Consider the following 23,170-nt stretch of genomic DNA (forward strand, 5'->3'; position numbering starts at 1 on the left):
ATTAAAAACAGCGCTATGACACTGACATCCCTGCATTTTAACGGAAGAAAACACTACTATCTGCTGGTAAACGACGATCTCAAGCTACCGACCTGGACCCTGGCCCAGACCAGCCAGACCCGGCGCTTCGAACAGCAGGGCAGCAGCCTGTTCTGGCACCACGACTCCAGCAACAGCCTCTGCAAGCTGGTCGCCGATAAGTATCCCCGCTGGAGCCTGCGCTGGCTGTGCCGGGATCTGCTCAGCAAGCGGCTGGTCGGCCATATCGATGCCTTCCGGGAGTGGCGCAGCAACCGCCTGATCCGCCAGGCCGGTCTCAACGTGGTACCCTGCAAGGCGGCCGGTCTCGCCCTCAACCCCCTCAATCCCCTCGGCTCCTTCCTTGCCGTACAGTACCTGCAGGATCACCAGGCTGGTGACGCCTATTTCCAGCGCGCCGACGAGGCGAGCCGGCTCGCCCTGCTGCGTCAGCTGGCCAGGGACATCTTCCAGCTGGCCAGACAGGGCTATTACCACCGGGATCTGCACCTCGGCAACCTGATGCAGGCCCCGTCAGGCGCCCTCGTCTGGATAGATACCCATGTGCGCCGCCTCCCCCTGTTGCAGAGCCAGCGCCGGCAGACGCTGATCGCCTCCCTGGAGCCCGGCAAACTGTTTGGCCAGGGTTATCGCGACTACCTGCTGGCACAGCTGGAACGGCTGGTGATCTCACATCGCGCCGCACTGAACAAAAAACCATAAAAAAAGCCGCTTAAGGGAGCGGCTTTCATCAAGGCTGAGTGTCAGACCGTGGCCTGACGGGTACCGAAGTAATCGGCAAGGAAGTCGTCGAACGACAGGCTGTCACCGCGCTCCCGCTCCCGCTGCTTGGCGAGGGAATCCCGCGCCTCTCCGGCGAAATAGGCCTCGTCCCAGTATTCCAGCTCACCGGCCAGCATCTGCTCGCGATAACGGCTCGCCAGCTCGTCGCCGAAGCAGCCGTTGTCCTGACCGCTCTCCAGCAGCTGCTTGAGCAGGCGGGCGGAGTAGGTGAGCTCGGGGTCGAGCAGCTTCTCCCGGTGCATGCCTAAGGTCTCGCGGTAGCGGTTGCGACCGCAGCAGCGATCCAGCAGCTCGGCCACCTGTTCCAGTTCGCCGAACAGCTTGAGCCCGAACTCCTTGAGGCCGATGGGGTTGCCCTGCTCGTCTTCCAGCTCGAGGCCGGGACGACGCCCCTCCAGCACCACCTTGTTCTGGTTGCGGCGATTGCGCGCCACCTCCTCGTCGGTCAGCACGGGGGACGGGCGCAGCAGGCACCAGACCAGGAACAGGTCGAAGAAGCGGATCTGATCCACCTCGATGCCGAACGGGGTGAAGGGATTCACGTCCACGGTGCGCAGCTCTATGTATTCGATGCCACGCTGCTCCAGCGCGTCTGACGGCTTCTCGCCGCTGCGCGGGGTGCGCTTGGGACGAATAGGGGCATACAACTCGTTCTCCAGCTGCAGCACGTTATCGTTGAGCTGACGGTACTCGCCATTCACCTTGACCCCTATCTTGGCGAACTCGGGATCATGGGTGTGGATGGCGCGGCGCAGACTGCTCACATAGGCGGGCAGGTTGTCGTGGCTGATCTTGAGCCCCGCCTGTGCGCTGTTGGTGTAACCGAGATCGGACAGGCGCAGGGCGGTGGCATAGGGCAGGTAGAGGGTGCCCTTGCCGGTCTTCTGGAACGGCAGGCTGCTCTTGCGCCCCTTCAGGAAGGAGTCGCAGATAGCCGGCGAGGCGCCGAACAGATAGGGCACCAGCCAGCCGAAGCGGTAGACGTTGCGGATCAGCCCCATGTATTTGTCGGAGATGAAGCGCTGGCTGCAGCAACCCTCCCCCACCAGATCCTGCCACTCGCACCAGAAGCTGTCCGGCATGGAGAAGTTGAAGTGCACCCCGGCGATGACCTGCATCAGGCTGCCGTAGCGGTTCTTCAGCCCCTGCCGGTAGAGGGTCTTCATCCGGCCGATGTTGGAGCTGCCGTACTGGGCCAGCCGGATGCTCTCCTCGTCCCCGACGAAGCAGGGCATGGAGAGGGGCCAGATCCGCTCGTCACCGAGGTGATGAATGGTGTGGCGATGGATGTCGCCGAGCTGCTCGATCAGGCTCTCGATGGAGTCGGTGGCCGGGGTGATGAACTCCAGCAGGCTCTCCGAGTAGTCGGTGGTGATGTTGCCATGGGTCAGGGCCGACCCCAGACTCTTCGGGTGATCGGTCTGGGACAGGGTGCCTTCCGGGGTGATGCGCAGGCATTCACGTTCTATCCCGCGGCGGATCCCCTTGAGGGCGGTGACCCGCTCCGGGGCGCCAAGGGCTGCCAACAACTCGGTGAGCGACAAGCTAGTAGTAGTCATATTCACGGCTCATGTGTGGCCGCCCCGCCGGGGCGGCGCTCATTATTTTGCACTGCCTGTCAGGGCAGTTGCAGTGGATAGATGGGAAGATGAAGCTCCGCAAGCGGTTTTTCAAGCTTTTGCTTGTCTCCCACCACCACTATCACCATGTCGGCCGGGTCCAGCCAACGGTCCGCACTGGCCTTCAACGTCTCGGGTGACACCGTTTTGATCAGCTGGTTCTGGGCCTGCACATAGTCCGGCTTCAGGTCATACATGATCATCTGCAGCAGGAAGCCCGCCTTCTGGCCCAGGGTCTCGTAGGAGAGGGCATCCTGCTGGGAGACGGCGCTGCGCATGTAGGCCAGCTCCACCGGGGTCGGGCCGCTCTTGCGATAGCCATCCATCTCCTTCAGGAACTGGCGGATCGCATCCACGGTCGCATCGGTGCGCACGTTGGCGCCGGTGGCAAAGACACCAGCCTCGCGATTGGCGGAGAAGCCCGAGCTGGCCCCATAGGTGTAGCCCTTGTCTTCCCTCAGGTTGAGGTTGATGCGGCTGTTGAAGTTGCCCCCCAGGTTGAAGTTCATCAGGTTCGCGATGAAGTAATCCCCCGTGGTGTCGAACGGCATGGCGCGGCGGCCGATGCGGATCACCGATTGGGGCGCCCCCGGCTTGTCCACCAGATAGATGCCGGGTTTGGCCTGCTCACCCTGAGGCTTGAGATCCCCCAGCTTGGGCGCGGCCCCCTTCCACTGGGTCAGGAAGCCGAGTTCGGACTCGATCTGCGGCTGGGTCACATCGCCGGTCACCACCACCTTGGCATTGGTCGGGTTGTAGTAGGTCTGATAGAAGCGCTTCACGTCCGCCAGGGTCAGCTTCTCCACATCGGCCAGCACCCCGTTGGTCGGTTGGCCGAGGCGGCTCTGCTTGCCGTACACCAGCTCGCGAAACGCCTGACCTGCCAGCCACTCCGGCTGCTGTTCGCTCTGCTTCATGCCTTGCAGCATCTGGGCCTTGAGTCGCTCGAAGTCCGCCTCCCGCATGCCGGGACGCTCGAACACCTCGCGCACCAGCGCCAGGGTCTGGGGCAGCTTGTCCGTCAGGCTGCTGATGGTGATGAGGTTGTTGTACTGGGCGGTAGAGACGCTGATGCTGGCGCCGAGTTTCTGCAACTCGTCGCTGAGCTCGGCCTCGGAGAGGCGCACCGTGCCCTGCTCCAGCATGGCGGCGGTGAGGCTGGCGAGCCCCAGCTCCCCCTTGCCCTCGGCACGGATGCCGCCCGGCAGGGCGATCATGATGGAGACGGCCGGGATCTCGTCACTCTGGGTGCCGATGATCTCGATGCCCTTGTCCAGCTTGCCGTGCCAGATGGCCGGCACCTTGACGCTGACCGCGTCCCCCGCCTTGGGTTGCACGCTCCGATCGAAGTTGTCCTTCACCGGACGCAGGGCCAGGGGCTCCCCGTGCTGGCTGTAATCCGGCAGTTCCCGCTTGGCCGGGGTGAAGTTCGGGGCGGCGGCCTGCCAGTCCGTCTTGCCCTTGGGCACCACGCTCAGCACCACGGCGGGTTTGCCCGCGATGAACTTGTCGTAGGCAGCCTTGACGTCAGACGCCTTGACCTCGGCGATGGCATCCAGGTTCTTGAACACATAGTTGGGATCCTGAGCCAGCACCTGACCCATGGCGAGCTGGCTCACCTTGCCCTCTATGCTGTCCAGCCCCCAGATGGCGGCGGAGCGGTAGCTGCTGATGGCCTTCTCCAGATCCGCAGGCTTGACCCCCCGGCTGGCGAAGTCGGCGATCACCTTGTCCACCTCCCCCTTGAGGGTCTTGAGGCTGCCATCCACCGCCGGGTTCGGGTAGGCGTAGACCGTCAGGGTACAGGCCAGCTCCTCACAGGAGTGACCGGCCCCTACCTCGATGGCCTTGCCGGTCTTGACCAGGGACTGGTAGAGCATGGAGCTGGCGGAGCCGCCGAGCACGTCGGCGAAGATGTCCAGCGCCGGCTCCCTGGGGTCGCCGAGGGCCACGGTCGGGTAGCTGATGTAGAGCAGCGGCAGGTGCACCTTGTCTTCCAGGGTGACGTAGCGGGTCTCTGGCAGGGTGGCAGGCTCGGGGGTCGGCTCGGCCACGTCCGGGCCGCGGGGAATGGGGCCGAAATACTGCTCTATCCAGGCCAGCGCCTGCTTGCTGTCGAAATCCCCCCCCAGGGTCAGGGTCGCGTTGTTCGGTCCGTACCAGCGCAGGAAGAACTGCTTGAGATCATCCACGCCGACCCGGTCCAGGTCCTCCACATAGCCGATGGGCTGCCAGGAGTAGGGATGGGTGCGCGGGTAGAGGGCTTCCCCCACCTTCTCGCTCACCAGGCCATAGGGCTGGTTGTCGATGCGCTGGGCCCGCTCGTTCTTGACGGTGGCCCGCTGGATCTCGAACTTCTTCTGGCTCACCGCATCGAGCAGGAAGCCCATGCGGTCCGCCTCCAGCCAGAGCACCTTCTCCAGCTGGTTGGCCGGCACGGTTTCGTAGTAGTTGGTTCTGTCCTTGTTGGTGGTGCCGTTCATGTCACCACCGGCCTCGTTGATGATCCGCATGTGTTCCTGGTCACCCACGTGCTTGGAACCCTGGAACATCATGTGCTCGAAGAAGTGGGCGAAGCCGGACTTGCCCACCGTCTCGCGGGACGAGCCCACGTGATAGGTGACGTCGAGGTGTACCAGGGGATCGGATTTGTCCGGTGCCAGGATCACGGTCAGGCCGTTGTCCAGCTTGTACATCTGGTAGGGAATGCCGAGCTTGCCCTCCTGCTTGACCTGCTCCGATATGAGGGTCGGGGCGGCCAGCGCCGGCAGGACGAAGCCCATGAGAAGGCTTAATGGGATGAGTTGCTTCACGGTTACCTCGTGACTGAACGAAAAAGACTAGAAGATCTGCTTGGCCAGCAGAAACACCAGGGCATAACGAAACAATTTGCCGAGCCCAATGAGAACGAGAGAGCGCCAGAACGAGAGGCGCAGCCAACCGGCCAGCAGGCAGAGACCATCGCCTATCACCGGCGTCCAGGCAAGCAGCAGACACCAGTGACCATGGAGTTTGAGCCAACCGAGCGCCTTTTGTTCCCCACGGCCTTGAAAATCTTCCGGTTTCTTCTTGAAGGTGGCGAGCCAGCCGAGCCACCAGGTGGTCATGGAGCCCAGGGTGTTGCCGAAGGTCGCCCAGAACAACAGGCTGGCCATGCTCCATTGGCCCTGATTGGCCATCACCCCGAGCAGCACTTCCGAGCTGCCGGGCAGCAGGGTCGCCGAGGTGAAAGCGCTCAGAAACAGCCAGCCCAGCCCGGTTTCCAGGGACTCTATCATGCGGGCTTCCTTATGCGGGATAGTGCGCGGCGGCGGGCATGCGCAGCACCAGCTTGCCACGGGTATGACCCGCCTCGATGGCCTGATGGGCCAGGGCCCCCTCCGCCAGCGCGTACTCGCCCGCCAGGGTGATGTGGGCATCCCCCTGACGCAGCAGGATCAGCATCTGGGCCAGTTGCTTGCTGTCGGGATGCACCAGCATGCCGCTCACCTTGATCCCCTGCTCGACACCGGCATCCTTGATGAGCTGGGCCGTGATGGTTGGCACCGTCACCAGCTGGCCACCCGGCTTGACGCAGGCGAGCGCCGCCTTGCCGCTCTCGCCTCCCATCAGATCCAGCACCAGATCCACCTGGCCGACCTGGGCCACCCAGTCGACGTCATGGTAATCCACCATGAGATCGGCGCCGATGCCGTGCAGGAAGCCGTGATTGTCCTTGCTGGCGGTGACCACCACCTCGGCGCCGTAGGCGCTGGCGAACTGCACCGCCAGATGACCCACGCCACCGGCGCCCGCCAGGATCAGCACCCGCTGACCACGCTTGAGGCCACCGTGCTCGAACAGCCCCTGCCAGGCGGTGAGGCCCGCCAGCGGCAGCGCCGCCCCCTGCTTGAGGCTGACTCCGTCGAGTTTCACCAGCTCGCGCTCGCTCACCACCATGCTCTCGGCATAGGCGCCTCCCGCCAGCGGGAAACCCACCATGCCGCACACCGGCTCCCCTTCCTTGAGGGAGGTGACGCCGGGGCCCAGCTTCTCGACCACCCCCGCCACGTCATAGCCCGGGGTCCAGGGCAGCTTGTCCTTGTTCTGGGCTGCCGCCCAGCCGAGTCCGGCCCGGGTCTTGGCATCGATGGGATTGACACCGGCGTAACAGATGCGCACCCGCACCTCTCCCTCGGCGGGGATCTTGTCCTGCGAAGGCTTGAGCTTGAGTACCGAGGGGGCACCGAATGCGGTAATCTGTAGCTGCGTCATTGCACAATCCATCCTGTTGATTGATCAAGGACTCACAGAATAACAGCGAGGACCATATGGCTCGAATGTTTCTTATTCCTCTGTTGCTGGCACTGGGGTGGTGGGCCTTCCTGCTCTACTTCCGGATCCCGCTCAAGCAGGGGGCCAAGGGGTTTTACTGGATCATCGGCCTGGGTGGCGGACTGGCCGCCTTCCTCAGCCTGATGATGGTGCTGACGCACTAGCCCAGCCCGGCAACGAGGAAGCCACCCTGAGGTGGCCTCCGTTTATCCAGATTGATGATGGCCTCCCGGCGACAAGGCACCGGCTACGCACTCAGCCCGCCTGCATGTTGAGGTGATAGTGGCGATTGCTGCCCTGCCCCAGCACCCCTTCTGCCAGCAGATGCTGGAACACCCTGTCCACCTCCTCCAGCGGCAGGGCCAGCGCCTCGGCCACCTTGCGCTTGCTGCACCTGGCCTCACCGCTCTCCAGCAGGCTGCGTACCCTGGCGACCAGGGCGGGCTCGGGGGCCGGCTTGGCGATCACCTGGGGCTCCACGGGGGCCATAGGGGTCGTCTCTGCCGCCCTCTGTTGCTGTTGCCGCTGCCACAGTCGGCGGAAGCGGTTCTCCTCCCCGATCAGGCTGACGAAGTAGGCACCAAAGGCATCGAGCAGGATGGAGAGGAAGCAGACCAGCAGGAACTGCACCTGGCTGATACTCATGCCCACCCCGTCCGCCAGGCTGTTCATCAGCCCCAGCATGGAAGATTGCTCGTTGAGGGGCTTGGCATCCCGCTCCTGGCGAAGCTCATCCTGCTTCAGCCTGAGCCTGGTGTTGGCCTGCTGCAGGCCGCTGACGCCGCTGGAGATGCGCGCCATCTCGATGTACTTGCGGGCCGCCTCCTCGTTGAGCTGGATCTGCCGCTCTATGCTGGCGATCTGCTCGTCGAAACGGGCTATCTCCCGCTCGTGGCGCGCCTGCTGGCTCAATATGGTGTTGGTGGCGCTGTTGATGCCGCCAATACTGCCGCCGATGGAGATGGCCGCCAGCACGCTGTAGAACAGCAATGACCAGAAGGCACCGCCGAGATCCCGGCGCGCCTTGCACTCCCCGTACTCATACCAGACGTAGAACTTGCCCAGCTCGAAGATGATGGCGAGCCCACCAAACAGCCACTTCATCAGCGGGTTGTCATCGATGGAGAGAAACAGCAGCAGGGAGAAGACGATGGAGGCCAGGATGGCCAGGCCGGTGAAGGAGTAAACGGTGCTGAGCGCGAACCACCCCTTGGGGTAGCGCAGCGCGTCGGAGGCTTGTGTCGTCATGATGGCGGAAGATGCGGTGCAGAGGAAAAGTTGGCTGCCGATTATAGTCAGCCGGCCCGCAGAATGAAGGCGGATCCCCGGATTTCCTGCATATCCGCATTCGGATGGGCAGAACCCGACCGAATTGGACAAATTGCCACCCCTCAGCCCCCGGGCCGAGCGGCACTGGCACCACCGTTCCGCCGTGATTAAGCTAGGAGCGGATACACTGATCCCCATTTCACTGTCATCGAGGTCATCATGCGCACTCTCACTCCCCTGCTGCTCAGCCTGTTGTTTGTCCATGGCGCCGCGTCGGCGGCCCCCCCTCACCAGAACGACGACGGCATCAGGATCTCCACGGACAACGTCAAGGTGAACCTGGACTGGGACGAAAAAGAGTATCAGTGGTGGCAGGACAACTGCCTGAGCGTCAGCACCCGCAACAGCCGCATTCAGCTCAACTGCGACAACATGGACGGCAAATACCGCGACCACTACAACCGCAGCATCCACAGCGGCAACAACCCCGGCAAGGGTCACGACAAGAACAACTGGGATGGCGATGACAACGTCAAATACAAGGAGAAGGGGAACGGCAACGGGAAGGGCAAGAACAAGTGATCCTCTGAGGGCCGCATCCTGCCATCTGGCATGGCGGCCCCCTCTCTTCGCTCTCCGCTCTCGACAGGGACACGATCCTTTCCTCTTTGGCCTGCCCGGTTCTTGGGGCACTCCAGCGCCGGGGCGCCAGCCGAAAGTCGCCTGGGAAAAACCGGCCAATCCATTGAATTGTTTGAGAGATCCTGATAACTCTCGAAGAAGCCGACCCATTCGCGCTGGATAGCCGCCAATTCGCTACCAAGTTGGTGAGATCCATCGGCGGGTATCGTTCCGCTTTGGTTCAGGTTGAAGCCCATACACTTGGGCACCCTGCTACCAGAGAGGTCACCATGCGCAACTCAGTTTCCCACCTGCTCTCCCGCTTGCTCAACAGTGGCGCGGCCTTTGATGCACCTCATGCCCATGGCGATGTCGACAAGCCGGGGACATCCTCGCAAGACGCCCAATCGGGCGCCCAGCGGCAGAATAAAGCGCCATCTGAAAAGACGTTGTCAGATGAGAGGGATCGTCAAACCGTCAAGGAGTAGCGCTGAACGCCGCCTCCCCTACCAGTAATTCTCCATGCTGATGTTGCCGGGAGCGCGCCGCAGATTCTTGGCCAGCCCCAGCGCCAGCAAGGATTGCTGGGTCTCTTTGACCATGGCGGGATTGCCGCAGATCATCACCTGGCTGTGCTCGGCCGAAAACGCCATCCCCACCCGCTCCTGCAGGCTGCCCGCATCGATGGCCGCCGGGATCCGCCCTTCCATGGCCCCCGGCCAGGCCTCACGGCTGACGAAGGGGACATAGCGGAAACGGGGCCCATGCTGCTCGACCAGGCTGGTGATCAGGGCCTGATAGGTGAGCTCCTCCCCCTTACGCACCCCGTGCACCAGCACCAGATTCTCGAAGCGCCGGAAGGCCTCACCCTCCGCCAGCATGGCGAGGAAGGGGCCGATGGCGGTGCCGGTGGAGAGCAGCCAGAGATCCCGTCCGGCGGGCAGTTCGTCCAGAGTCAGGAAACCGGTGGCCTGGGACTGCACCAGCAGGCTATCGCCGGGCTGGAGGGCGCCGAGGGAGGGCGTCAGCTCCCCGTCCGGGATCTTCACCAGATAGAATTCGTGATAGGGAGTCGTGGGAGGATTGACGAAAGAGTAGGCCCGCTGGACCCGTTGCTCGCCCCGTTGCAGGGCCAGCTTGGTAAATTGTCCTGCCTTGTAAGGGGCAAGCTCTGCCGCTACACGCAGGGAAAACAGGGTAGGCGTCCATTCGATGCGCTCGATGACCCGACCTTCGACCCAGGCTGCCATAGGGATCTCCGTCATAGGAACAGAGCTCCACTCTACCCCTTGATCCCCTCTTGATTCAAAAAGAAAAAAACCCGCGCAGTTGCGCGGGTTTTTTCTGCAAAGCGAGACGCTATTACAGAGCAACAACCTGGATCTGTACGGTTGCCTTGACGTCAGCGTGCAGCTGAACAACAACTTCGTACTCGCCGGTGTTACGCAGAACGTTGCCCATACGGACTTCGCTCTTGGCAACGGCTACGCCGGCAGCAGTGATGGCTTCAGCCACGTCACGGGTACCGATGGAACCGAACAGCTTGCCTTCGTCGCCAGACTTGGAGGCGATGACAACGGCAGCCAGTTCACCCAGCTTGGCAGCGCGCTCTTCAGCGGCAGCTTTACCGGCAGCCAGTTTGGCTTCCAGTTCAGCACGGCGAGCATCGAAGGTCTCGATGTTGGCCTTGGTAGCCATAACGGCTTTGCCTTGCGGGATCAGGTAGTTACGGGCATAACCAGCTTTAACAGAAACTTGGTCACCCAGACCGCCCAGTTTGGCGATCTTATCGAGCAGGATAACTTGCATTACCTTTCCTCTATGAAAGTTGAGTTAGGCGTAAGCGCCGGACCGATTCTTACTTGTTGTGCAGATCGGTGTACGGCAGCAGAGCCAGGTAACGAGCACGCTTGATGGCGCGTGCCAGCTGACGCTGATACTTGGCGCGGGTACCGGTGATACGGCTCGGTACGATCTTGCCAGATTCAGTGACGTAGTTTTTCAGAGTAACGATATCTTTGTAGTCGATCTCGGTAACGTTCTCGGCGGTGAAGCGGCAGAACTTACGACGACGGAAATAACGTGCCATGGCCTTTATCCTCTATGGAATGATCTTAAGAATTACTCTTCGGAAGACGCTTCAACAGCATCTTCGCGGCGCTCGTCGTCACGACGGGTGAAGCGCTCTTCCTTGGCCTTAGCCATCGGAGAAACTTCAGTCACGGCGTGCTTGGTGCGCATGATCATGTTGCGGATAACGGCATCGTTGAAGCGGAAGTTGGTTTCCAGCTCATCGATAACGGCCTGCTCGGCTTCTACGTTCATCAGAACATAGTGAGCCTTGTGCAGCTTGTCGATCGGGTAAGCCAGTTGACGACGGCCCCAATCTTCCAGGCGATGAATGGTACCACCGGAGGTGGTGATGGCGCCGGTGTAACGCTCGATCATGCCAGGTACTTGCTCGCTCTGGTCCGGGTGAACCATGAAGACGATTTCGTAATGACGCATTTTAGCTCCTTACGGATTAATTCAGCCTCTGCCCAGGTGCAGCCAGACCTCGGAGGCAAGGAACATAGTGGTGTTTTGACGCTGCTTTCTAGGGCGGCGTATTGTACGAAATCGCCTCTCCCACTGCAACCGGCGTCGACATTTGTTTTTATCGATGGATCTGATGCAAAACTTCAATTGATAACAATTATCATTTAGATCCATACTATCTTCAGGACATTCTGGAGGGTGATGCATGCAACCCGCGCTGAGTACGGCCATCCCGGCCCGCAAATTCAAGCTGACCCTGCTGGGGCCGGCCTTCATCGCCGCCATCGGCTACATAGATCCGGGCAACTTCGCCACCAATATCCAGGCGGGCTCCACCTTCGGCTATCAACTGCTGTGGGTGGTGGTCTGGGCAAACCTGATGGCCATGCTGGTGCAGACGCTGTCCGCCAAGCTCGGCATCGTCACCGGCAAGAACCTGGCGGAGCACATCCGCGACAAGTTGCCCAAGCCCGCAGTCTGGGCCTACTGGGTGCAGGCTGAGATCATCGCCATGGCCACGGATCTCGCCGAGTTCATCGGCGCCTCCGTCGGCTTCAAGCTGCTGCTCGGGGTCACCCTGCTGGAGGGGGCCTGCATCACAGCTGTGGTCACCTGGGGTATCCTCATGCTGCAGAGCCGCGGCCAGAAGCCGCTGGAGTTCGCGGTGGGCGGCCTGCTGCTGTTCGTGGCCGCCGCCTATATCGTCGAGCTGGTGTTCTCCCGCCCTCACCTGCCGAGCCTGCTGGAGGGAGCCCTCTTCCCGGGCCTGCCCAACAGCGACGCGGTTTACCTCGTGGCCGGGGTGCTGGGGGCGACCGTCATGCCCCACGTCATCTACCTGCACTCGGCGCTGACCCAGCACACTCATGATCAGGGCACGGTCGCCCAGCGCCTGCACACCACCAAGGTGGATGTGGCCATTGCCATGACCATAGCCGGCTTCGTCAACCTGGCCATGATGGCCATGGCGGCGGCCGCCTTCCACGGCACCAGCAACCAGCAGGTGGCCGAGCTGGAGACCGCCTACCAGACCCTGACCCCTCTGCTCGGCCCTGCAGCGGCGACCCTGTTCGGCCTCTCCCTGGTGGCCTCCGGCATCTCCTCCACCGTAGTGGGGACCCTCGCCGGTCAGGTGGTGATGCAAGGCTTCGTGCGCTTCAGCATCCCGCTCTGGCTGCGCCGGGCCATCACCATGGCCCCCGCCTTCGTGGTGATCGCCATGGGGCTCAATACCACCGAGATCCTGGTGCTGAGCCAGGTGATCCTGAGCTTCGGCATCGCGCTGGCCCTCATCCCCCTGCTGATCCTGACCGGGGACCGCGCCCTGATGGGCCAGCATCGCAACCACCCGGTGACCCAGGCGCTGGGGCGGCTCATCGTCGCCCTGGTGATAGGCCTCAACGCCTATCTGCTGGTCTCCATGATCTAGCGTCCAATATGGCACTTCCAGACGGGCTTATTAACGCGGGTTAATGAGCCCGTCTGCACTTTGGCGTATGCTGCGGCTTTCTTCATATGCAGTGCGCAGGAGCCATTCATGGAACATAGCCGCACCAGCTTCGTGCTGGGCCATCACCAGGAGCAGGCCAAGGTGGTCTATTGCCAGGCCGGCGAGCCGACCCTGCTGGTGACCGACCTCACCCCCTTTCATCCCCAGAGCCACCTCTGGCCCGATCAACCGGGAGACACGGGCACCGTTTGCTGGGATGGCGGTGAGGCTGATGTGGACCCCTGCCGTATGGGGGTCATCAGCCCGGAGGGAGAGTTGTTCGTAGATCTCGATATCCCGGTCAAACGCGGCGCCGAAGGCTGGGCCTTCGTGGTGGTGCATCCGCTGGCAGGCAGACATGAGCTGGCCGTCGGCAGCATGGTCGAGCTGAGGGTGGATGCGAAGGCCCGCCATACCCTGAGCCTGGGTCACAGCGGCTGCCACCTGATAGCCCTGGCCCTGAACCGGGTGCTGATGCCTTACTGGCGCAAGGAGGTGAGTGAGCGGGATGCCCTGGGCCAACCGGATTTCGACCGCCTCGCCATCCAGTCTTCCCGGGTCGAGCCTCTGGGCTCCCGGGAGCAGTACCGCATCGGCAAGAGCCTGCGCAAGAAGGGAGTGAACGGCGAAGCCCTGCTGGCGGAGCTGCCCCTCATCGAGCAGAGGGTCAACGCCCAGCTGGCCGCCTGGCTCGCCAGCGGCGGCGAGATCCGCCGCTCCCGCACCGGCGAGGCCATCATCGACTCCCGCTACTGGCACTGCACCCTGGAGGGTCAAGAGCTGACCATCCCCTGTGGCGGCACCCATGTCGGCAGCCTAAGCGAGCTGGGCCGGGTCAGCGTGCAGCTCAGCCCCTGTGAGGAAGGCTTTATCCTGCTGAGCCGGGTTTCCCCTTAAAGAGCGCGGGCCTATCTGGTCAGCCGAGGCGGATCAGCAGGATACCGCCGAGGATCACCAGAGCGGCCACCACCCTGATCCGTCCCAACCTCTCCCCCAACCAGAGCCCGGAGAGCAGCACCGCAAACAGCACGCTGCTCTCGCGCAGGGCCGCCACCAATCCGATGGGGGCCTGAGTCATGGCCCAGATGACGATGCCGTAGGCAAGCAGTGACAAAGCCCCGCCTATCGCCCCCGAGTACCAGTCCGCCCGGCTCAGGCTGCGCAAGGAGGTCCGGCTCTGCCAGCGCATCAGCAACGGCATCAGCAGGGCCGTCAGGGTGAACAGCCAGAGGGTGTAGCGTATGGGCTCACCGGCCGAGCGGGCCCCCATGCCATCGGACAGGGTATAGGCGGCGGTGAACATCGCCGTGATCAGCACGGCGACCAGCGCCGCCGGCGCCAGCCTGATGCCACCGCGCCAGGCCATCAGTAGCACCCCGCTTACCAGCATCAGGGCCCCCATGGTCGCAGACGGCCCAGGCCACTCCCCCAACAGCAAAGCCCCTAGCAGCAGCGTCAGCAGGGGCGCACTGCCTCGGGCCAGCGGATAGACCTGGCCAAATTCCCCCAACCGATAGGCGCGGCCGAGGAACAGGCAGTAGCCGCTGTGCAGCAAGATGGAGAGTGCGAGCCAGAGATATTCGGCCGATGCGGGCAGCCCCACCAGGGGCAGGAAGGGCAGACAGAACAACCCGGAACAGAGGGAGACCAGCAGCACGCTGACCCGGCCCGCGGCCTGGCGCTTGGCCAGCGCGTTCCAGAGCGCGTGCAACAGGGCGGCCAGCAGTATGGCCGCGAAGATGAAAGGGGTCACGACAGGGCTCCAGTCGGTTCGGGGCTGGCATCATACCCGTTTGTGGCGCACCGATGTGGGAGCCATCTCATGAAGGCGCCCTGTACTTGATATCGGCTCAGGGTGCTTTGCGCATCCCCATATGAGGAATGTCGTCTTCGATATAACCCTCTCCTTCTGCCACAAAGCCGTGTCGGCCATAGAAGCCCTGCAGATGAGCCTGGGCGCCTAGCCAGATGGAGTGGGCCGGCCAGTGGTGCTCACAGCCTCTGACGGCCTCGGCCAGCAGGCGGTGACCCAGGCCATCCCCGCGAGAGCGCGGCGAGGTGACGACCCGGCCGATGGCGCTGCCCTGCTCGTCCCCTATGCCGGGGGCCATGATGCGGGCATAGGCCGCCAGATGCCCCTCCTCATAACCAAGCAGGTGCAGCACGCCGTCACGGCGATCCAGCCCGTCCAGATCCTGGAAGGGGCAAGTCTGCTCTACCACGAACACCTCGGCGCGCAGGGCAAGCAGTTCATACAGTTCGTCCGTGGTGAGTTCACACCAGGGCTTGAGACTCCAGTTCATCGACAACTCCTTAACGATCCGGCTCGCCAGCATAAACGGCCGGGCCAGCGTCGGCATTAACCTTGGTTAAGATCCTTGAGCCGCTTGCGAATGCGGCTGAGGCTGATGGGGCTGATGCCGAGGTAAGCGGCTATCTGGTGATCCGGCACCCTGGCATTCAGGGCTGGGAAGCTCTGCAAGAAGTGCTGGTAGCGGGCCTGTGGGCTCTCGGTCAGCAGCAACAGCTCTTTTTCTTCTTTGATCCTCAACTGCACCGCCAGCAGGTGGTGATACCAGTCCGGCCAGCAGGAGAGCGTGCGCAGGGAGGACAGGGAGAAGAGCTGCAAGCGGCAGGGCTCCAGCGCCTCCACGCTGTAGCGGGCGGGTTCCCCCGAGAGCTGATGGTGGAAGTCGATGAACTCGTCCCCCTCCCAATAGAACTCCTTGATGTACTCGCGGCCGTCCGCCAGCACCACCTTGGCCCGCAACAATCCCTGCTCCACCCTGACCAGCAGATCCGGGCTCTCCCCCGCATGCCAGAGGCAGGATTTGGGGGCAAGCGTCAGCGAGCGGGCAAAAGAGAGGAGGCGCTCGGCCTCCTGCTCATTCATGACCCTCTCCAGACTGAACTGGGGTCTGTCCATCTGGCTCAGCCGCGGCGCTGACGCACGGCTTCGAACAGGCAGACGCCGGTCGCCACCGAGACGTTGAGGCTGGAGACGGCCCCGGCCATGGGGATGCTCACCAGCTCGTCGCAATGCTCGCGAGTGAGGCGGCGCATGCCCTTGCCCTCGGCCCCCATCACCAGCGCCATGGGGCCGGTGAGTTTGGCCTGGAACACGTCGTGATCCGCCTCGCCAGCGGTACCGACGATCCAGACCCCGCGATCCTGCAGCTCCCGCAGGCTGCGGGCCAGGTTGGTGACCTGGATGAGGGGCACCACCTCGGCGGCGCCACAGGCGACCTTGCGCACCACCGACGTGAGGCCGGTGGCCTTGTCCCGCGGCACTATGACTGCATGGACCCCTGCCGCATCGGCGCTGCGCAGGCAGGCGCCGAGATTGTGCGGGTCGGTCACCCCGTCCAGTACCAGCAGGAAGGGCTGGGCCTTTTGCTCGGCCAAACCGTCCAGCAGGCTGGCCAGGTCGTGCTCGGCCAGCTTGGGCGCCTCTATCACCTTGGCCATGATGCCCTGATGATTGTTGCCTTCCGCCTTGTCGTCGAGCGTCTTGCGGTTCACGCTCTGCACCTTGAGGCCGAGGGCTTCCAGCTCGTCCAGCAAGGGCTGCAGCCGGTCGTCATCGCGGCCCTTGAGGGCCCACACCTCGATGAAACGCTCCGGGGTACGCTCGAGCAGTGCGGAGACAGCGTGGATGCCGTAGATCAGTTCAGTACTCATTTAGTGCTCTTGGCCTTGTCGCGGGCCTTCTTGCCCGGTCGTCTGTTGCTGGGTTTGGCGCGGCCGCCCTTGTCGGCCTTGACGCCATCCTTGCTCTCCTTGCGTTTCTCGTGACGCTGGGCGCTCTTGGCCTTCTCTTTCTTGATCTCGGCCTGCTTGTGCGCCATCTCCTTGGCGTTCTTGCCGGTGGCCTTGAGGGGTTCTTCCACCATCACGAAGTCGATCTTGCGATCGTCCAGGTTCACGCCCATCACCTTGACCCGGACCTTGTCACCCAGGCGGTAGCGGCGGCGGAAGTTCTCGCCGATCAGCTGCTGGTGCAACGGGTCGAACTGGTAGTAGTCGTTGGTGAGGGTGCTGACGTGCACCAGGCCATCGATGTGGATCTCGGCGAGGCGCACGAAGAAGCCGAAACCGGTGACGCTGGCGATGACGCCGTCGAACTCGTCACCCACGTGATCCAGCATGTACTCACATTTGAGCCAGTCGGCCACGTCCCGGGTGGCGTCGTCGGCACGGCGCTCCGTCATGGAGCAGTGCTCGCCCATGGGATCCACTTCGTCCAGCTGGTAGTGATAACCACCGCTCGGCGTCCACTTGTGGCGCAGGTTGCCCTGCTGCTCCTTGGCGGTCTGGTATTTGATCGCGCGGTGCAGGATGAGGTCCGGATAGCGACGGATCGGCGAGGTGAAGTGGGCGTAAGACTTCAGGGCCAGACCGAAGTGACCTATGTTGTCGGCCTGATAGACGGCCTGGCGCATGGAGCGCAGCAACATGGTGGAGAGCAGCTCCGCATCCGGGCGCCCTTCAAACTTGGCGGCCAGCTCGGCGAAGTCCTTCGGCTCGGGCTCGAGGCCCCCCTTGAGCTCCAGGCCCAGCTCGGCCAGGAAGTCGCGGAAGCCAGTCAGGCGCTCCTCACCCGGACGATCGTGGGTCCGGAACAGGGCGGCGGCTTCGTTCTTCTCGATGTAGCGGGCGGCCGCCACGTTCGCCTGGATCATGCACTCTTCGATGATCTTGTGGGCATCGTTGCGCACCAGCGGCACGATACGGTCGATCTTGCGCTGGGCGTTGAAGATGAAGCGGGTCTCCTCGCTCTCGAACTCCACGGCGCCGCGCTGGTGACGGGCGTGCTTGAGGGCCTTGTAGAGGTTGTTGAGCTCCTCGATGTGGCCGATCAGCGGCTCGTACTGCTGACGCAGCTTGGGCTCGCCATCCAGGATCCCCGCTACCTTGGTGTAGGTCATGCGGGCGTGGGAGTTCATCACGGCCTCGTAGAACTTGTAGCCGGACATGCGGCCGGCGGCGGAGATGGTCATCTCGCACACCATGCACAGACGATCCACCTGCGGGTTCAGGGAACAGAGGCCGTTGGAGAGCACCTCAGGCAGCATGGGCACCACGAACTCGGGGAAGTAGACTGAGTTGCCGCGCTGATAGGCCTCGGCATCCAGCGCCGTACCGGGACGCACGTAGGCGGAGACGTCGGCGATGGCCACCCAGAGACGCCAGCCGCCGCCACGCTTGGCCTCACAGAACACGGCGTCATCGAAGTCGCGGGCATCTTCACCGTCTATGGTGATGAGCGGCAGGGCGCGCAGGTCGATGCGGCCCTCTTTGGCCTTCTCCGGCACCTGCTCGCCCAGCCCCGCGATCTCCTTGGTCACTTCTTCCGGCCAGGTATGGGGAATGCCGTGGGTACGCAGGGCTATCTCGATCTCCATGCCGGGGGCCATGTTCTCCCCCAGCACTTCCAGCACGGTGCCGACCGCGTTGAAGCGGGCGCTGGCGCGCTGGTTGATGCGCACGACGACGACCTGGCTCTGGCGGGCCCCCTTGTTCTCCCCTTCCGGGATGATGATGTCCTGGCCGATCCGGCTGTCATCCGGCACCACGAAACCCACGCCGTTCTCGACGAAGTAGCGGCCGACGATGTCTGCCTCGCGGGACTTGAGCAGACGCACCAGACGCGCCTCCTGGCGGCCCTTGCGATCGATCTCGGTGGGCTGCACCAGGGCGTAGTCACCGTGCATCAGGCGCTGCATCTCGCGGTTGTTCAGGAAGAGATCCGCTCCACCACCTTCCGGGCGCAGAAAACCGAAACCGTCCTTGTGGCCGAGCACATAACCTTTCACCAGATTCAGACGATCCGGCAGGGCGTAACATTGGTTGCGAGTGAAGACCAGCTGTCCGTCACGCTCCATGGCGCGCAGACGACGGCGCAAGGCTTCCAACGGCTCTTCGTCGGTCAGCTTGAGGACCTTGGCCAGCTCTTCCCGGGACATGGGTTTCTCATGGCCCTTGATGAGCTCCAGCAGCATCTCGCGGCTGGCGATGGGGTTTTCGTATTTTTCGGCCTCGCGTTGGAGGAAAGGATCTTTTTGAGACATAAGCAGGCCTTTGAATAAGGAATAACGCAGACATTATATCGAAGGGGGGAGCTAATGGCATCCATCGACTGCCTTTTGGCCAATCTCTCTGTCATACTGACCGCAGTTTGCAGGTATGTGAGACTCGGAACTCATGAGCAAGGATTCGTTTGCCCAATCTGCCGCCTATTTGAAGCAGGCGGTTCCCCTGATGATCAAGTATCAAATTCCCACCACCCCGAATAATTACCATCTCTGGTACAACTACGTCTCAGGGGACATGCCCGAGCTCAACAGCGCCGTCGATCAGGCGATCAAGCAGCAGGGCACCTTCTCCCTCACCACCTGTGAACGCCTCTACCATCAGCATCTCGCCACCCAGGATGAGCAGCAGATGGAGACCATGAAACTCAACCTGGCCGCCATGGCCAATGAGCTCAGCCACTCCATGCAGGATGCCCTGGTCGACACCGGCCAGTTCCAGGCCATGCTGGACAAGAGTTTCGACAAGCTCAGCCTCATCGACGATGAGGGGATCAGCCTGGATGACACCATGGCCATACTGCGGGAGCTGGTGCGCGAGTCCAGGGACGTACGCCTCTCCACCCTGCATTTTCGCAATCAGCTCAGCAGCGCCGAGAAGGAGATCAAGGAGCTGAAGGAGGCGTTGAGCGAGACCCGCAAGCTGGCCACCGAAGACGCCCTCACCAGCCTGCTCAATCGACGCGCCTTCGATCTGGAGGTGGACAGTCTGATCCGCAGCCGTCAGCCCTTCTCCTTGATCATGGTCGACATCGATCGTTTCAAGAACTTCAACGACGAATATGGCCATCTGCTGGGGGATCAGGTGCTGCGTATCTTCGGCAAGCGGCTGAAGGAGGCGAGCAAGGAAGGGATCACCGCCTACCGCCTCGGCGGCGAGGAGTTTGCCCTGCTGGCACCGCGCCGCTCCCTGGCGCTGACCCGCCAGATGGCGGAGAGCCTGCGCCGGGCCATCGAGAAGATGTCCATCCTGGATCGCAAGTCCGGCAGGCGCATCGATCACATCACCGCCTCCTTCGGCGTGGGCGAACACAGCGGCCAGGAGACGGCGGATGCGCTGATCGAGCGCACCGACAAGCTGCTCTACAAGGCCAAGGCGCTGGGCCGCAACCGGGTGATGCCGCTCCCCGCCTGAGCGCCCAATGGCAAGAAGGCCGGTCAAGATGACCGGCCTTCTTCATTTCACAAGCACATTCGATCTCAGAGGCTCTTGAGCTTCTCTTCCGGCAGGGCCAGTTCGTCGTTGTGGTTGACGCCGATGCCGCGCTCCAGCACCTGGCGGGCGATGGCATGGGCCTCCTCCAGGGAGTGCATGGCATAGGTACCGCACTGGTATTCGTTCAGTTCGGGGATCTTGCCCTGTTCCTGCACGGTCAGCACGTCGCTCATGGCGGCTTTCCAGGCGGCGCCCACCCGGGCCTCATCCGGTGCACCGATCAGGCTCATGTAGAAGCCGGTACGGCAGCCCATGGGGGAGATGTCGATGATCTCGACGCCGTTGCCATTGAGGTGATCCCGCATAAAGCCAGCGAACAGGTGCTCGAGGGTATGGATGCCGCGCTCGGAGAGGATCTCCTGGTTCGGCACGCAGAAACGCAGGTCGAACACCGTGATGGTGTCCTTGTGCGGGGTCTGCATGGTCTTGGCGACCCGCACTGCCGGGGCCTCCATGCGGGTATGGTCGACGGTAAAACTGTCCAATAACGGCATTTCTGACTCCTGATTTGGTTACGAGAACCAGCCCCCGCTGGGAAGCTGATCCTTGCATTGTCGATACTGGGCGCCGTAGCGCTGGGCGCGGGCCTCCACCTTGCGGGAGACCTTCATCAGCCACCCCTTGCTGCGGTAGCTGCCACGCCGGTAGCCACCCCAGCCTTCATGGTAATTGAGATACTGGCCGTAGGCATCCCACTTGGAGGTGCCGTTCAGCCGCTGGGCCTTGTTAGTGTACCAGCCCATAAAATCGATGGCGTCGGCGAAATCATCCCGATCGCTCCAGCCGTTGCCGGTCTCCCTCTGGTAGTCATCCCAGGTCTCATCCTTCACCTGGGCATAGCCGTAGGCGGAGCTCGCGCGACCCGTCGGGATGAAGAGGAAATACTGCATCGGCGGCTGGGCATCGTGTACGAAGGAGGACTCCTGATACATCATGGCCATGACCACCTGCACCGGTGTGCCCCAGCGCTCGTTCATCCTGAGCGCCGCCTTGTGCCAGTCCGGCTTCTCCCGAAAGATCTGGCACAGGTTCTCCGGCTGGGCTGGCGGCGTGGTGCTGCAGGCGGTCAAGCCCATCAGCAGGCCCATCGCCACCACGAAGCGCTTCCCCATCAACGGGAGAGCCGCTTCGCGCATGTCAAACTTCTGAGACAAACCCAACATCAAATAGCGTCTTCGTTCTCTTCACCGGTACGAATACGAATGACACGTTCCACTTCGCAGACGAAGATCTTGCCATCACCTATCTTGCCGGTACGGGCCGTGTTCTGGATGGCTTCCAGACAGGCGTCGAGATCCTCGTCCTGCACCACCAGTTCCACTTTGACCTTGGGCAGGAAATCCACCATGTACTCGGCACCACGATAGAGTTCGGTGTGACCCTTCTGGCGGCCGAAGCCTTTGACTTCGGACACCGTCATGCCATTGATGCCGATCTCGGCCAGGGCTTCACGCACATCGTCCAGCTTGAATGGTTTGATGATGGCTTCAATCTTCTTCATGGTGACTCCTTACCAGTTCTGTTTGCCAAACCCGGATGTGATGGGGTAACGGCGATCCTTACCAAAGTTGCGGGCCGTGATGCGGGGCCCGACGGCCGCCTGACGGCGCTTGTATTCGTTGAGATCCACCAGCCGGATCACCTTGCGCACCACAGCCTCCTCGAAGCCTTCCGCCACCAGCTCGGCGACCGAGGCATCCTCCTCCACATAACGCTTGAGGATGGCATCCAGGATGTCATAAGGAGGCAGGCTGTCCTGATCCACCTGATCTGGTGCCAGCTCTGCCGAGGGGGGACGGTCGATGACCCGCTGCGGGATCACGTAATCGACCGTGTTGCGATATTCGCACAGCTTGAAGACGAGCGTCTTGGGGACGTCTTTCAGCACATCGAAACCGCCAGCCATGTCGCCGTACAGAGTCGCATAACCCACCGCCATCTCGCTCTTGTTGCCCGTGGTCAACACGATGCGGCGGCGCTTGTTGGAGAGCGCCATCAGCAGTACGCCGCGGCAGCGGGCCTGCAGGTTCTCTTCCGTGGTGTCTCTGGTCGTACCCTCGAACAAGGGGGCAAGCTGGGTCATGAAGCCCTCGAACATGGGTTCGATGGAGATGATGTCGAACTCCACTCCCATCCGCTCGGCCTGCTCCTTGGCATCCTCCACACTCATCTGGGCGGTGTAGCGGAACGGCATCATCACCGCCTGCACCTTGTCGGTGCCGATGGCATCGGCGGCGATGGCCAGGGTCAGGGCGGAGTCGATACCGCCGGAGAGGCCCAGCACGGCGCCCTGGAAACCGTTCTTGGTGACATAGTCGCGCACCGCCAGCACCAGCGCCTGATAGACCTCGGCAAGGGGCTCGAGGGAAGCGGCGGGTTCTTTCTCCTTCACCGGCTGACCCTGCTCGAAGCGTACCAGCGCCAGCTCCTCGGCAAAGGGAGCCAGCTTGTGGGTCAACTCGCCCTGGCCGTTGAACACCTTGGAGCAGCCGTCGAAGATCAGCTCATCCTGACCGCACACCTGATTGAGGTAGACGAGCGGCAGACCGGTCTGGTCGCAGCGCTCCTCTATCAGCTCGCGGCGGATCCAGGGCTTCTCCCTGTCATAAGGGGAGGCGTTGATGGTAAGCAGCAGCTCGGCACCGGCGGCCTTGGCTGCCATGGCCGGACCCGGTTGCCACAGATCTTCACAGATGAGCAAGCCCAGCCGATGACCACGGAAGGGGACCACGCAAGTCTCTGAGCCTGCGGTGAAGTAGCGCTTCTCGTCGAACACCCCGTAGTTCGGCAGATCCTGCTTGAAGTAGCGGGCCGCCAGCCTGCCCTGCTCGAAGAGAGAGGCGGCATTGTAGAGCGCCGTCCCCTCACGCCAGGGGTGCCCCACCAGGATCGCGCACTGACCAGCCCAGGCAGAGATGCGAGCCAGCGAAGCCTCGACCCGGATCATCAGGTCGGCCCGCAGCAGCAAGTCCTCCGGCGGATAACCGGTCAGCGCCAGCTCGGAGCAGACCAGCAGGTCGGCCCCCTGGGCGTCCGCCTCGGCGGCCGCGGCCAGCACCTTGTCACAGTTGTCTTCGATGGCGCCTACCGTCAGATTTAACTGGGCAAGCATCAGAGAGAGGGCTTTTGCCATGGCGATGCGTCTTGAATTCGAAAATGATGGGGAATGATAAAGAAAAGGCGCTGGCTG

The 23,170-nt window shown here is 62.6% G+C and carries 25 protein-coding genes; 7 read left to right on the forward strand and 18 right to left on the reverse strand.

Annotated features, from left to right (window positions below; translation table 11 throughout):
* Positions 1 to 15: 15 nt before the first annotated feature.
* Complete coding sequence (locus ACRCYW_RS13670; protein WP_438550626.1) at positions 16 to 741, forward strand: lipopolysaccharide kinase InaA family protein; 726 nt, start codon at positions 16 to 18, stop codon at positions 739 to 741.
* A 41-nt stretch (positions 742 to 782) separates the two neighbouring features.
* Here ACRCYW_RS13670 and gshA read toward each other — a convergent pair whose 3' ends face one another.
* Genes gshA through ACRCYW_RS13690 form a run of 4 tightly spaced genes read right to left on the reverse strand, consistent with a single transcriptional unit; the run spans position 783 to position 6,695 of the window.
* On the reverse strand, positions 783 to 2,381 hold the full coding sequence (gshA, locus tag ACRCYW_RS13675; RefSeq protein WP_438550627.1) for a glutamate--cysteine ligase: 1,599 nt from the start codon (positions 2,379 to 2,381) through the stop codon (positions 783 to 785).
* A gap of 59 nt (positions 2,382 to 2,440) precedes the next feature.
* Complete coding sequence (locus ACRCYW_RS13680; RefSeq protein WP_438550628.1) at positions 2,441 to 5,254, reverse strand: M16 family metallopeptidase; 2,814 nt, start codon at positions 5,252 to 5,254, stop codon at positions 2,441 to 2,443.
* Positions 5,255 to 5,281: 27 nt separating this feature from the next.
* A complete protein-coding gene (locus tag ACRCYW_RS13685; RefSeq protein WP_438550629.1) occupies positions 5,282 to 5,719 on the reverse strand; it encodes a YqaA family protein in 438 nt (145 codons plus the stop codon).
* A gap of 10 nt (positions 5,720 to 5,729) precedes the next feature.
* Positions 5,730 to 6,695, reverse strand: coding sequence for an NADP-dependent oxidoreductase (locus ACRCYW_RS13690; protein WP_438550630.1), 966 nt, complete (start codon positions 6,693 to 6,695; stop codon positions 5,730 to 5,732).
* A gap of 56 nt (positions 6,696 to 6,751) precedes the next feature.
* On the opposite strand from ACRCYW_RS13690, the gene ACRCYW_RS13695 reads away from it, so the two are divergent.
* Positions 6,752 to 6,919: a hypothetical protein gene (locus tag ACRCYW_RS13695; RefSeq protein ID WP_197918577.1), complete on the forward strand. Its 168-nt coding sequence runs from the start codon at positions 6,752 to 6,754 to the stop codon at positions 6,917 to 6,919.
* A gap of 91 nt (positions 6,920 to 7,010) precedes the next feature.
* Here ACRCYW_RS13695 and ACRCYW_RS13700 read toward each other — a convergent pair whose 3' ends face one another.
* Complete coding sequence (locus ACRCYW_RS13700) at positions 7,011 to 8,003, reverse strand: Preprotein translocase subunit SecY (protein ID WP_438550631.1); 993 nt, start codon at positions 8,001 to 8,003, stop codon at positions 7,011 to 7,013.
* 240 nt (positions 8,004 to 8,243) lie between these two features.
* On the opposite strand from ACRCYW_RS13700, the gene ACRCYW_RS13705 reads away from it, so the two are divergent.
* Positions 8,244 to 8,606, forward strand: coding sequence for a hypothetical protein (locus ACRCYW_RS13705; RefSeq protein WP_438550632.1), 363 nt, complete (start codon positions 8,244 to 8,246; stop codon positions 8,604 to 8,606).
* 329 nt (positions 8,607 to 8,935) lie between these two features.
* Complete coding sequence (locus tag ACRCYW_RS13710) at positions 8,936 to 9,133, forward strand: hypothetical protein (protein ID WP_438550633.1); 198 nt, start codon at positions 8,936 to 8,938, stop codon at positions 9,131 to 9,133.
* A gap of 18 nt (positions 9,134 to 9,151) precedes the next feature.
* Here ACRCYW_RS13710 and ACRCYW_RS13715 read toward each other — a convergent pair whose 3' ends face one another.
* The 4 genes from ACRCYW_RS13715 to rpsF all read right to left on the reverse strand — a co-directional run bounded on the left by ACRCYW_RS13715 (position 9,152) and on the right by rpsF (position 11,153).
* Positions 9,152 to 9,895: a ferredoxin--NADP reductase gene (locus tag ACRCYW_RS13715; RefSeq protein ID WP_438550634.1), complete on the reverse strand. Its 744-nt coding sequence runs from the start codon at positions 9,893 to 9,895 to the stop codon at positions 9,152 to 9,154.
* 112 nt (positions 9,896 to 10,007) lie between these two features.
* Entirely contained in the window at positions 10,008 to 10,454 is a 447-nt protein-coding gene (gene rplI / locus ACRCYW_RS13720) for a 50S ribosomal protein L9 (RefSeq protein WP_349919632.1), read from the reverse strand.
* Between the two features lie 49 nt (positions 10,455 to 10,503).
* On the reverse strand, positions 10,504 to 10,734 hold the full coding sequence (rpsR, locus tag ACRCYW_RS13725; protein WP_005313392.1) for a 30S ribosomal protein S18: 231 nt from the start codon (positions 10,732 to 10,734) through the stop codon (positions 10,504 to 10,506).
* A 32-nt stretch (positions 10,735 to 10,766) separates the two neighbouring features.
* Positions 10,767 to 11,153, reverse strand: coding sequence for a 30S ribosomal protein S6 (gene rpsF / locus ACRCYW_RS13730; protein ID WP_349919633.1), 387 nt, complete (start codon positions 11,151 to 11,153; stop codon positions 10,767 to 10,769).
* Between the two features lie 235 nt (positions 11,154 to 11,388).
* Here rpsF and ACRCYW_RS13735 point away from each other — a divergent pair, with 235 nt between their 5' ends.
* Both ACRCYW_RS13735 and ACRCYW_RS13740 read left to right on the forward strand, forming a co-directional pair.
* Complete coding sequence (locus ACRCYW_RS13735; protein WP_438550635.1) at positions 11,389 to 12,612, forward strand: Nramp family divalent metal transporter; 1,224 nt, start codon at positions 11,389 to 11,391, stop codon at positions 12,610 to 12,612.
* A 108-nt stretch (positions 12,613 to 12,720) separates the two neighbouring features.
* Positions 12,721 to 13,569: a hypothetical protein gene (locus ACRCYW_RS13740; RefSeq protein ID WP_438550636.1), complete on the forward strand. Its 849-nt coding sequence runs from the start codon at positions 12,721 to 12,723 to the stop codon at positions 13,567 to 13,569.
* Positions 13,570 to 13,588: 19 nt separating this feature from the next.
* Here ACRCYW_RS13740 and ACRCYW_RS13745 read toward each other — a convergent pair whose 3' ends face one another.
* The 5 genes from ACRCYW_RS13745 to rnr all read right to left on the reverse strand — a co-directional run bounded on the left by ACRCYW_RS13745 (position 13,589) and on the right by rnr (position 18,743).
* Positions 13,589 to 14,425, reverse strand: coding sequence for an EamA family transporter (locus ACRCYW_RS13745; protein WP_438550637.1), 837 nt, complete (start codon positions 14,423 to 14,425; stop codon positions 13,589 to 13,591).
* Between the two features lie 97 nt (positions 14,426 to 14,522).
* Entirely contained in the window at positions 14,523 to 14,975 is a 453-nt protein-coding gene (locus tag ACRCYW_RS13750; RefSeq protein ID WP_438550638.1) for a GNAT family N-acetyltransferase, read from the reverse strand.
* A gap of 56 nt (positions 14,976 to 15,031) precedes the next feature.
* Entirely contained in the window at positions 15,032 to 15,598 is a 567-nt protein-coding gene (locus ACRCYW_RS13755; protein ID WP_438550639.1) for a Crp/Fnr family transcriptional regulator, read from the reverse strand.
* Positions 15,599 to 15,603: 5 nt separating this feature from the next.
* Positions 15,604 to 16,353, reverse strand: a complete 750-nt coding sequence (rlmB, locus tag ACRCYW_RS13760) for a 23S rRNA (guanosine(2251)-2'-O)-methyltransferase RlmB (RefSeq protein WP_438550640.1) — start codon at positions 16,351 to 16,353, stop codon at positions 15,604 to 15,606.
* Complete coding sequence (rnr, locus tag ACRCYW_RS13765) at positions 16,350 to 18,743, reverse strand: ribonuclease R (RefSeq protein ID WP_438550641.1); 2,394 nt, start codon at positions 18,741 to 18,743, stop codon at positions 16,350 to 16,352. Before rnr ends, rlmB begins: the two co-directional genes overlap by 4 nt.
* 133 nt (positions 18,744 to 18,876) lie before the next feature.
* Between rnr and ACRCYW_RS13770 the strand changes: the two genes are divergently transcribed.
* Positions 18,877 to 19,899, forward strand: a complete 1,023-nt coding sequence (locus ACRCYW_RS13770; protein ID WP_438550642.1) for a GGDEF domain-containing protein — start codon at positions 18,877 to 18,879, stop codon at positions 19,897 to 19,899.
* Positions 19,900 to 19,964: 65 nt separating this feature from the next.
* Here ACRCYW_RS13770 and luxS read toward each other — a convergent pair whose 3' ends face one another.
* The 4 genes from luxS to ACRCYW_RS13790 are packed head-to-tail and all read right to left on the reverse strand — an operon-like array spanning position 19,965 to position 23,113.
* Positions 19,965 to 20,474 (reverse strand): S-ribosylhomocysteine lyase, encoded by a 510-nt coding sequence (gene luxS / locus ACRCYW_RS13775; RefSeq protein WP_438550643.1) that lies wholly within the window; start codon positions 20,472 to 20,474, stop codon positions 19,965 to 19,967.
* An 18-nt stretch (positions 20,475 to 20,492) separates the two neighbouring features.
* Positions 20,493 to 21,116: a transglycosylase SLT domain-containing protein gene (locus ACRCYW_RS13780; RefSeq protein WP_438550644.1), complete on the reverse strand. Its 624-nt coding sequence runs from the start codon at positions 21,114 to 21,116 to the stop codon at positions 20,493 to 20,495.
* 26 nt (positions 21,117 to 21,142) lie between these two features.
* Positions 21,143 to 21,481 carry a nitrogen regulatory protein P-II gene (glnB, locus tag ACRCYW_RS13785; RefSeq protein ID WP_005308848.1) on the reverse strand — a complete coding sequence of 113 codons (339 nt, stop codon included), beginning with the start codon at positions 21,479 to 21,481 and terminating at the stop codon, positions 21,143 to 21,145.
* Positions 21,482 to 21,490: 9 nt separating this feature from the next.
* Positions 21,491 to 23,113 carry an NAD+ synthase gene (locus tag ACRCYW_RS13790; RefSeq protein ID WP_438550645.1) on the reverse strand — a complete coding sequence of 541 codons (1,623 nt, stop codon included), beginning with the start codon at positions 23,111 to 23,113 and terminating at the stop codon, positions 21,491 to 21,493.
* Between the last annotated feature and the right edge of the window lie 57 nt (positions 23,114 to 23,170).

Source organism: Aeromonas sp. (assembly GCF_051657805.1).
Lineage (GTDB): Bacteria > Pseudomonadota > Gammaproteobacteria > Enterobacterales > Aeromonadaceae > Aeromonas.

Coding starts and splice junctions, on each gene's coding strand:
- rpsF (WP_349919633.1), bottom strand. CDS start 11,153: ATGCGTCATTACGAAATCGTCTTCATGGTTCACCCGGACCAGAGCGAG.
- ACRCYW_RS13755 (WP_438550639.1), bottom strand. CDS start 15,598: ATGGACAGACCCCAGTTCAGTCTGGAGAGGGTCATGAATGAGCAGGAG.
- ACRCYW_RS13690 (WP_438550630.1), bottom strand. CDS start 6,695: ATGACGCAGCTACAGATTACCGCATTCGGTGCCCCCTCGGTACTCAAG.
- ACRCYW_RS13770 (WP_438550642.1), top strand. CDS start 18,877: ATGAGCAAGGATTCGTTTGCCCAATCTGCCGCCTATTTGAAGCAGGCG.
- ACRCYW_RS13705 (WP_438550632.1), top strand. CDS start 8,244: ATGCGCACTCTCACTCCCCTGCTGCTCAGCCTGTTGTTTGTCCATGGC.
- ACRCYW_RS13790 (WP_438550645.1), bottom strand. CDS start 23,113: ATGGCAAAAGCCCTCTCTCTGATGCTTGCCCAGTTAAATCTGACGGTA.
- ACRCYW_RS13700 (WP_438550631.1), bottom strand. CDS start 8,003: ATGACGACACAAGCCTCCGACGCGCTGCGCTACCCCAAGGGGTGGTTC.
- gshA (WP_438550627.1), bottom strand. CDS start 2,381: ATGACTACTACTAGCTTGTCGCTCACCGAGTTGTTGGCAGCCCTTGGC.
- ACRCYW_RS13695 (WP_197918577.1), top strand. CDS start 6,752: ATGGCTCGAATGTTTCTTATTCCTCTGTTGCTGGCACTGGGGTGGTGG.
- rplI (WP_349919632.1), bottom strand. CDS start 10,454: ATGCAAGTTATCCTGCTCGATAAGATCGCCAAACTGGGCGGTCTGGGT.
- rnr (WP_438550641.1), bottom strand. CDS start 18,743: ATGTCTCAAAAAGATCCTTTCCTCCAACGCGAGGCCGAAAAATACGAA.
- ACRCYW_RS13750 (WP_438550638.1), bottom strand. CDS start 14,975: ATGAACTGGAGTCTCAAGCCCTGGTGTGAACTCACCACGGACGAACTG.
- luxS (WP_438550643.1), bottom strand. CDS start 20,474: ATGCCGTTATTGGACAGTTTTACCGTCGACCATACCCGCATGGAGGCC.
- ACRCYW_RS13735 (WP_438550635.1), top strand. CDS start 11,389: ATGCAACCCGCGCTGAGTACGGCCATCCCGGCCCGCAAATTCAAGCTG.
- ACRCYW_RS13715 (WP_438550634.1), bottom strand. CDS start 9,895: ATGGCAGCCTGGGTCGAAGGTCGGGTCATCGAGCGCATCGAATGGACG.
- ACRCYW_RS13780 (WP_438550644.1), bottom strand. CDS start 21,116: ATGCGCGAAGCGGCTCTCCCGTTGATGGGGAAGCGCTTCGTGGTGGCG.
- ACRCYW_RS13740 (WP_438550636.1), top strand. CDS start 12,721: ATGGAACATAGCCGCACCAGCTTCGTGCTGGGCCATCACCAGGAGCAG.
- ACRCYW_RS13670 (WP_438550626.1), top strand. CDS start 16: ATGACACTGACATCCCTGCATTTTAACGGAAGAAAACACTACTATCTG.
- rpsR (WP_005313392.1), bottom strand. CDS start 10,734: ATGGCACGTTATTTCCGTCGTCGTAAGTTCTGCCGCTTCACCGCCGAG.
- ACRCYW_RS13710 (WP_438550633.1), top strand. CDS start 8,936: ATGCGCAACTCAGTTTCCCACCTGCTCTCCCGCTTGCTCAACAGTGGC.
- ACRCYW_RS13685 (WP_438550629.1), bottom strand. CDS start 5,719: ATGATAGAGTCCCTGGAAACCGGGCTGGGCTGGCTGTTTCTGAGCGCT.
- glnB (WP_005308848.1), bottom strand. CDS start 21,481: ATGAAGAAGATTGAAGCCATCATCAAACCATTCAAGCTGGACGATGTG.
- rlmB (WP_438550640.1), bottom strand. CDS start 16,353: ATGAGTACTGAACTGATCTACGGCATCCACGCTGTCTCCGCACTGCTC.